At 62.9% G+C, this 8,081-nt stretch carries 4 protein-coding genes; 1 reads left to right on the forward strand and 3 read right to left on the reverse strand.

Annotated features, from left to right (window positions below):
• The coding region (locus GY769_15970) for a sigma-54-dependent Fis family transcriptional regulator (protein ID MCP4203415.1) at window positions 1-521 on the forward strand (521 nt) is incomplete at its 5' end.
• A gap of 21 nt (window positions 522-542) precedes the next feature.
• Here the strand turns inward: GY769_15970 and GY769_15975 are convergent.
• The 3 genes from GY769_15975 to GY769_15985 all read right to left on the reverse strand — a co-directional run.
• A complete protein-coding gene (locus GY769_15975) occupies window positions 543-5,153 on the reverse strand; it encodes a response regulator (protein MCP4203416.1) in 4,611 nt (1,536 codons plus the stop codon).
• Window positions 5,154-5,385: 232 nt separating this feature from the next.
• Window positions 5,386-7,104: a S8 family peptidase gene (locus GY769_15980; GenBank protein ID MCP4203417.1), complete on the reverse strand. Its 1,719-nt coding sequence runs from the start codon at window positions 7,102-7,104 to the stop codon at window positions 5,386-5,388.
• 34 nt (window positions 7,105-7,138) lie between these two features.
• Window positions 7,139-8,081: S8 family serine peptidase (locus GY769_15985; protein ID MCP4203418.1), on the reverse strand; the 943-nt coding region annotated here is incomplete at its 5' end.

Genomic DNA, 8,081 nt, shown 5'->3' on the forward strand with positions numbered 1-8,081 from the left:
GCATGATCTCGGCCACCAACAAGGACCTCGAGCGGGAGATAGACGAAGGCCGTTTCCGCCGGGACCTGCTGTTCAGACTGAATGTCGTCAATCTAAAGCTGCCGCCTCTGCGAAAGCGGCGCGAAGACATTCCGGCTCTGGTTCACATGTATCTCGATCGCTACCGACTGCCGGGAGAGCCGGTCAAGACGCTGGCCACGCCGGCGATGGAGAGATTGGCCGAGTACTCGTGGCCCGGCAACGTCCGCGAGCTGGCCAACGTGATCGAGGGGCTGGTGCTTCTGACTCAGGACGGTGAGATTCAGCTCAGCGATCTGCCGTCAACGCTGTCGTCCTTCGGAGCGACCGATACCGAGGCGGCGGCGGAGGCCGAGCCTATTCCGCTAGCCGAGGTCCAGAAGCACCACGTGATTCGAACGCTTCGCTACACCGGTGGCAAGAAGGCTCCCGCGGCGAGGCTTCTCGGCATCGACGTGAAGACTCTCTACAGCAAGATCAAGACGTACGACATCGACGTCTGAAGCTCGCCGACCTCACGGCTGCTAGGACACCGCCGATTGCGTTACCTGCTCGACGAGAGCGGCCGCAACGCGCTTGAACTCGCGCTCCAGGAGTGACAGGAGCTCGAAGGCCTCCGTCGACCCACCTCGAGCCTGGTCTTCCGTTCGGCCGCACAGTTCGCTGAGCTGGCTGGCACCCAGCATGCCGCTGCTAGAGCGGAGCTTGTGTGACATCTCCGCGAGCTCTGCGAGATTGCCGGAGGCGACGGCCTCGCGCATGTTCTCGAGAAGCATGGGAGAGGTGTCGAGATACACGCGGATCACTCTCTGCGCGCCCTCTCGCGTCAGCGGGCCCCAGAGATACTTCTGCTGGAGGACCTGGTTGATCGGCGGTCCATGGGAGTGTTGGCGTGCGGCGGCGTCTCGCGAATCCGGGTTGGGAAGCGAGCCGGCGGCCGGCAGGGGAAGCAGCTTGGCGAGCGCGGGTTTCTCTCCTCGAGCAGCCGACGGCTTGGTCGCCGTGGTATCGGTCGGCAGCCACTTGGCTATCAGCAGGCGAAGCTGGTCTTGGCTGAACGGCTTGCTCAAGTAGTCGTCCATCCCGGCGGCCAGGCACTTGTCGCGCTCCCCAGCCATGGCGTGGGCGGTCATCGCCACGATCTGCACATGGCGGTGCTCTTTTTCTGGAGCGCTTCCCTCCAGGCGCCGGATCTCCCGAGTCGCGGTGTAACCGTCCATCTTGGGCATTTGGCAGTCCATAAAAACCAACTCGTAGAGGTTCTTTTGGAGCGCTTCGAGAGCTTCGAGACCGTTGCTGGCTGCATCCACAACCCCACCCAGGCCCTCCAGCATTCCGATTGCGACCTCCTGGTTGACCGGGTTGTCTTCGACCAGCAGGATTCGCCGCCCCGAGAGCTCGAGCTCGCTCGAGGCGAAAGGACGCAGGCCGTCGGATTTGGCGGCCTTCTCGGCCGCTTGCCGAGCCAGCCTGACCTGGAACCAGAAGGTCGAGCCCTCGCCCAGCGTGCTGTCGACCCCGATCTCGCCGCCCATGATCTCGACGAAGGCCTTCGAGATCGCCAGCCCCAGGCCGGTGCCGCCGTAGTTTCGGGTCGTGGATCCGTCGGCCTGCTGGAAAGACTCGAATATGGTCGCACGGTGTTCGGGCTCGATGCCGATCCCGGTGTCTTGGACACAGAAGCGGAGCCGGATCTCTTCGTCCGCCGTCTCCAAGGCGCTGACTTCCAACTCGACGTAGCCGGAATCGGTGAACTTGACCGCGTTGCCGACCAGATTGATCAGCACCTGGCGCAACCGGGTCGGGTCGGCGCACAGCGCGGTCGGCAGGGTGCGAGGCAGGGTGGTCCGCAGCTGGAGGCCCTTCTGTCGAGCCGGCTCCGTGAAGAGCTGGACGACTTCATTGGTGATCTCGCGTAGATCGAAATCCACGTACTCGAGTTCGACTTTTCCGGCCTCGATCTTCGAGAAGTCCAGGATCTCGTTGAGGATTCCGAGCAGGTTGACGGCCGATCGACGAGCCTTCTCCGCGCAGTTCGTCTGCTGAGAGTCCAGGTTGCTGTTCATCAACAGTTCCAGCATTCCGAGCACGCCGTTCATCGGGGTCCGCATCTCGTGACCCACGTTGGCCAGGAATTGAGACTTGGCTCGGCTGGCGGTCTCCGCGGATTCCTTCTCTTCTTGGAGCCTCTTGATTCTCGTGATGTCGGATCCCGAGCTCAAAGTGCCGGCCGGCTGTCCTTGCTCGTCACTCAAGTAGGTGGTTTGCCAGGCGACGATTCGCTCGCTTCCTGTCTTCGTGATCACCGAGTACTCGGTGCAGACCTGGGCCTGGTTGTTGGCGAAGCGGTCTCGGATGGGGGCCGGCTCGGCGACGACGGTGTCGAACCAATTGCGGCCGATGAGCTCGGCCTCGTCGTAACCGAGAACTTCGCAGCCCTTGCTGTTGACCAGCACGATGTTGCCGTCGCTGTCGAGCACCAGCATGATGACCTCGGCGACCTGGAAGTACTCCTGGGCCTTGGCCTTTTCTCGAAAGAGCGCTTGTTCCTTGGCCAGGCGCCGGCCGATCTCCTCTTCCAGGGAGAGATTGGCCTTGGCCAACTGCTTGGCTCGGGTCCGTTCACGGAGCTGGGCCCGGAGGTAGTACAAAGCGATCAGGGCCGCGATTGACGCGTAGGAACCGTAGGCCCACCAGGTCGCCCAGGGAGCCGGTAGTGCCCGTATCTTGAGAGAGAATCCTTCCTCGTTCCATACTCCGTCGTTGTTGGCGCCCTGGACGTTGAAAACGTACTCGCCGGCGTCCAGGTTGGTATAGGTCGCGCGATTGCGGGTTCCAAGGTCCACCCAGTCGCGATCGAAGCCCTCGAGAATGTAGCGGTAGCGGTTCTTCTCCGGGGCGGTGAAGTCGAGAGCCGCGAAGTCGAGGGTAACCATGGTGTCTTTGTAGCCGAGCTCGATCTCGTCGAGCTCGGGCAATGGCTTGTCGAAGGTCGCCGCTTCATTGAGCTTGAGGACGCCGGTCAGCACAACGGGCGGTATGTGGTCGTTGGTGCGGATGTTCTCCGGGTAGAACGCGTTGAACCCGTTGATGCCGCCGAAGAACATCTGACCGTCGTGGGCTCGCAATGCGGCGCCGATGTTGAACTCCTCGCTCTGGAGCCCGTGGCTGGTGTTGTAGTTGCGAAAGATCTCCGCTGCCGGGTCGAAGACGGCAAGGCCGCGGTTCGAGCTCACCCAGAGCTGGCCGTTGTCGTCCCAGAGCATGCCGTAGAGAACGGCGCTCAAGAGTCCGTCTCTCTTGAAATAGCGTTTGAAAGCGGCTCGGCCGGCGTCACGATCTGCAGCCTTCCAGCGGTTGAGACCGCCGCCTTGAGTGCCGATGTAGAGGTCCCCGTCGGCGCTCTCCGAGATGGTCCAGCTATGACTGCTGCTCAGACTCGTGGGATCTCTTGGATCGTTCTCGTAGGACACAAAAGTGCCGCGGTTGCGGTCCATGCGGTTGATTCCACCACCGTCGGTCCCGACCCAGAAGTTGCCTCTCGAGTCTTCGAAGATCGCCACGACCCGATCGCTGCTCAAGCTCGTTGGGTCGTCGGGATCGTGACGGTAGCGGATGAAGCCACCCCTCTCCGGGTCGAAGCGATTGAGGCCGCCACGGTAGGTCCCGACCCAGACCGTGCCCAGACTGTCTTCGTAGAGCGCGATCACGCTGTTGAAGCTGAGACTCCCTGGGTCGTCGGGGCTGTGTCGAAAGTGTATGAACGTGGTCGACGATGGCGCCATATAGTCGACGCCGTTTCGAACCGTGCCGACCCAGAGACCGCCCTTGCGATCGGCCATGAGCGATCCGACGCGGCTTGAGGCCAAGCTACCGGGGTTCTCGGGATCGTGGAGGAAGCGCTTGAAGCTTTGACGGTCGCGGTCGAGTCGATTCAGTCCCTGAACCGTACCGATCCAGACCGCTCCGTCGGCAGTCTCGGCGAACGAGGTCACGTAGTCGTGGCTCAACTCCGACGGATCGTCTTTCCTTGCCTTGTAGTGGGGGAACGACCCGGTGGCCGGATTCCATTTGTTGATGCCGATCTTTGTACCCAGCCAAATAACGCCTCCGCGATCCTGGTAGATCGCGTCCACACGACTGTCGCTCAGGCTGAAAGGGTCGGCGGGGTTATGCCGGTAGACCTTGAAGCTATCGGTAGCGGGATTCCACTCGCTGAGGCCTTCGTCCGTACCGACGAGAAGCACGCCGTTGCGGTCTTGAAAAATGCAGCGAACGACGCCCGCGGAGAGGCTGGTGGGATCGCTGGGGTCATGCTCGTAGCGGTGGAAGCGCGAGGTTCCTGGATCTAGCCGGTTGAGGCCGTTGGCCCTCGTACCGATCCACAGGCCGCCGGCGCCGGATTCGTAGACGGAGTAGATGTGATCCCCGCTGATGGTTCGGTTGTCCGCCGGATCGTGACGGAACCGGCGAAAGCGTCCGCTCTCGACATCGAGCAGGTTGAGCCCTCCGCCTTCCGTGCCGACCCAGAGTCGCCCGGCCGAATCCCGGAGCACATCCCGCACGTGCTGGTGGCTCAAGCTGAACGGGTCGTCGGGGTCGGAAGCGTAGCGGGTGAACGATCCCGTCTTGGGTTCGAACCGGCTCAGCCCGCCGCCGTCGGTTCCAATCCAGAGGGCTCCATCGATGTCGAGATGGATGGTCCGCACGCGATCGCTGCCGAGGCTATTGGGATTCTCGGGATCATGGCGGAAGTGAGTGAAGGTCTGGGTACTCTCGTCGAAGCGGTCCAGTCCGCCATTGTCACTTCCGATCCAAAGCGCGCCGTGCTGGTCTTCGACGATCGCCCGGACCGAGTCGTGGGAGAGCGAAGCCGGGTCGGCCGGATCGTGTTGAAACGCGATGAAATTCGTGCCGTCGAATCGGTTCAGTCCCTCCTTGGTCCCGAACCACATGAATCCTCGGCGGTCCTGGATGATCGTGTCGACCGCGGCCTGAGAGAGTCCGTCTCCGAGTGAGATTCTCTGGAAGCGGAGGTTCTTTTCGGGCCGTGAGCCGGCCGCCGGGAGGGCGGCGAGACCACAGGTGATGGCGACGATGAGAGACCGCGCGAGAGAGTGCCTGTTGCCCATCATGACTATTGCCATATGCGCAACGGTCGTGCCAGTTTCGGACTCGAGCACGCTCGTGCCCCAGCGTCCTTTGCGGCAACTCTGTGGGTTAGAAACCTCATGAAATCAATAGATTAGGGCGGCCGTCTCCGAGACCGACGGCCGCCCATTCTCGAGTGGTAGCGAAGAGTGGCGGTGCGGCGCCATAAATTCGGCGGATCAGTGAAATACTGACTCCTCCATACCTGCAGGGAGCCTAGTCATCCGAGAGGTCGACACCGTTGGCCGAAAGCCCCAGCAGGGGATCGGCATCGGTGACCGCATCGGACCAGAGGAAGCCATCACTCCAGAGGAAGCCGTCGGACCACAGGAAGCCGTCATTCCAGAGGAAACCGTCCGACCACAGGAAACCGTCGCTCCAGAGGAAGCCGTCGGACCACAGGAAGCCGTCGCCCCACAGAAAGCCGTCGGACCACAGGAAGCCGTCATTCCAGAGGAAACCGGCACTCCAGGACTCATCGCCCCAGAGCTGAGCCGTATCCTCGACCAGGACGACCTCGCCTTCCTCGTGACGCGCCATTTGGGGCGAAAGCGCCTGCTTGACCCATCCGTTGTCGTTGAGCGCCGCCTGGATGTCGAGGACGCCCGCTCCGGTGGCCGTCGGGTCACCCTCGATCTTGCGCGCCGAGCGCATCAGCCGGGCCTTGACGCTGGCCGGGTTGAGTGTGGGCTCTTGATCGAGCATCAGGGCGACCGCGCCCGAGACCACGGCCGCGGCCATGCTGGTGCCGCTGAGCTCGAGGTATCTTCCGGAGCAAGAGCTGTTGCCGCAGGGCACCTCCCGGTCCGGGAGCTCGGTCAGGAGAGCCGAGCCGTAGGCGATCGGCGAGATGAAGCGATTGCCGGGTGCCAGAAGATCGGGTTTCAGAATGTGGTCGTAGGCCGTCGGACCTCGCGACGAGTAGGTCGAGACGTAGTCGTCATCCGGGCTGTTGGTGCCGTTGTCGGTGAGCGAGCCCACCGTGATGACCTTGCGGGAATTGCCGGGGCTGGTGATGGTGAAATTGCCGTCGCGACCGTAGTTCCCGGCGGAGCAGACGACCACGATGCCGGCGTCCCAGACCTGCTCCACGGCCTGAACTAGCGGGTCGTAGGATTGCTCGGTCTCGACGGCCTTACCCAGCGACATGTTGACGATGCGAATGTCGTAGGCGGTCGCGTTTGTGAGCACCCAGTCCAATGCCGCGATCACATCGGAGGTCACGCCGCGCCCGTCAGCGTCGAGAACTCGCAGAGAGAGGGGGTGGGCATACGGTGCGATGCCTTTGTAATTGCCGTTCGAGCTGTATCCGTCGCCGGCGATGATGCCGGTGACGTGTGTGCCGTGGCCGTAGGGATCGTTGAGGCCGTAGACAGGTGAGCCATTCAAGAAATCGAACTGCTGCGGCGTCGGCCAGATGTCGACATGGGGGCTTTGCCCAGAGTCGAGAATCGCGACAGTCGGACTGCCCGTCGTGTTGTTGAAGTCCGGAGCCGTGGCGTAGTAGGGATGTCCCGCCGTGTAGCGAGCTGACACCGAGCTCGCCTCGACCGGCTCGTCGAGGCTGACGTGGGAGATGCGTGGGTGGTCCATGAGGCTGGCGAGGCGAGCCACCGGCACGCGAGCCGCCCGCATCTTGAAGTGCTGGAACTTGTGCTTGATCTTGCCTCCGAGACCCTTGATCTCGTTGTCGTCCGCGAGTCCCGGGGGAGTCTTGAAGGTGAGGATCACGTTCACCTTTCCGGCGAATGCGTTGTTTTGCTTGACCTTGTTCTTGCCTTTGTCCGCCGTCGTGACCTGCTGCTCCGAATCGGCCTGGGTGACCGGGCGATCGGATTGTGTCGAGGCAGCCGTGATCGGCAGGAGCGCCACCAGACACGACGTGAGGGCCGCGCGGCGAAGGAGGGAAGCGATCGGTCGGTGTTCTTTTGTCATGGTTCGTGATCCGTTTCTTTGAGCGGTCGCTGAGTTATTCCTGCTCGACCCAGGTGTTGATCGACATGGGTTCCGTGAGCGCGTCGGTCCAGAGGAAGCCATCGGTCCACAGGAAGCCATCGGTCCACAGGAAGCCGTCGGTCCACAGGAAGCCATCGGTCCAGAGGAAGCCGTCCGTCCAGAGGAAGCCGTCCGTCCACAGGAAGCCGTCGGTCCACAGGAAGCCATCGGTCCACAGGAACCCATCGGTCCAGAGGAAGCCGTTCAGGCCCTCGATGTAGAAGCTGCCGTCCTCGGCCTGGCGGACCAGGCCGGTATAGTGCTCGAGGCCGGCGAGATCGTTGTCGATATCAAGGCCGCGATTGGCTCTTTCCGAGTCCTCGTCCTCACTGGTTGCGAGTGCTGCGTCGTAGGCGTCGACCAGGCCGGCTCCCTGTTGGAAGATGCCGAAGGCCAGTTGTCCATCCGGCTTGATCGCGGCCTTGGCCGTCCTCATGAGCCGAGTCTTGACCTGGTCCGGCGTCAGCGCCGGCTGCGCCTCGAGCATGAGCGCGACCAGGCCGCTCACCACCGCCGCGGCCTGCGACGTGCCGGTCATCATGAAGTAGAAACCGCCGTCGTGGTATTCGGGGTGCTGGCTGGCGATCTCCGAGAAGATGCTCATCAACGACACCATGTGGCCGCCGGGCGCGACGACATCCGGTTTGACGAAGCCCTCGGCGGTGGGTCCGGCCGCGGTGAAGGTGGTCAGGCGGTCGTCGCTTGGGTCTTGGGGCGTGAACGAGTCGGTCATGGCGCCGACGGTGATGATGTAGGGAAGGTTGCCGGGCACGCCGACGGTCATCGGCAGCGGGCCGCCATTGCCGGCCGAGGCCAAGACCACGATGCCCGCCTGCCAGGCTTGCATCACGGCCTGGTTGAGCGGAGCGTCCCAGTCGTGGGAGCGCACCGGGGCGCTGGAGGAGAGATTGAGCACC

This window comes from bacterium (assembly GCA_024224155.1).
Classification (GTDB): Bacteria; Acidobacteriota; Thermoanaerobaculia; order Multivoradales; family JAHEKO01; genus CALZIK01.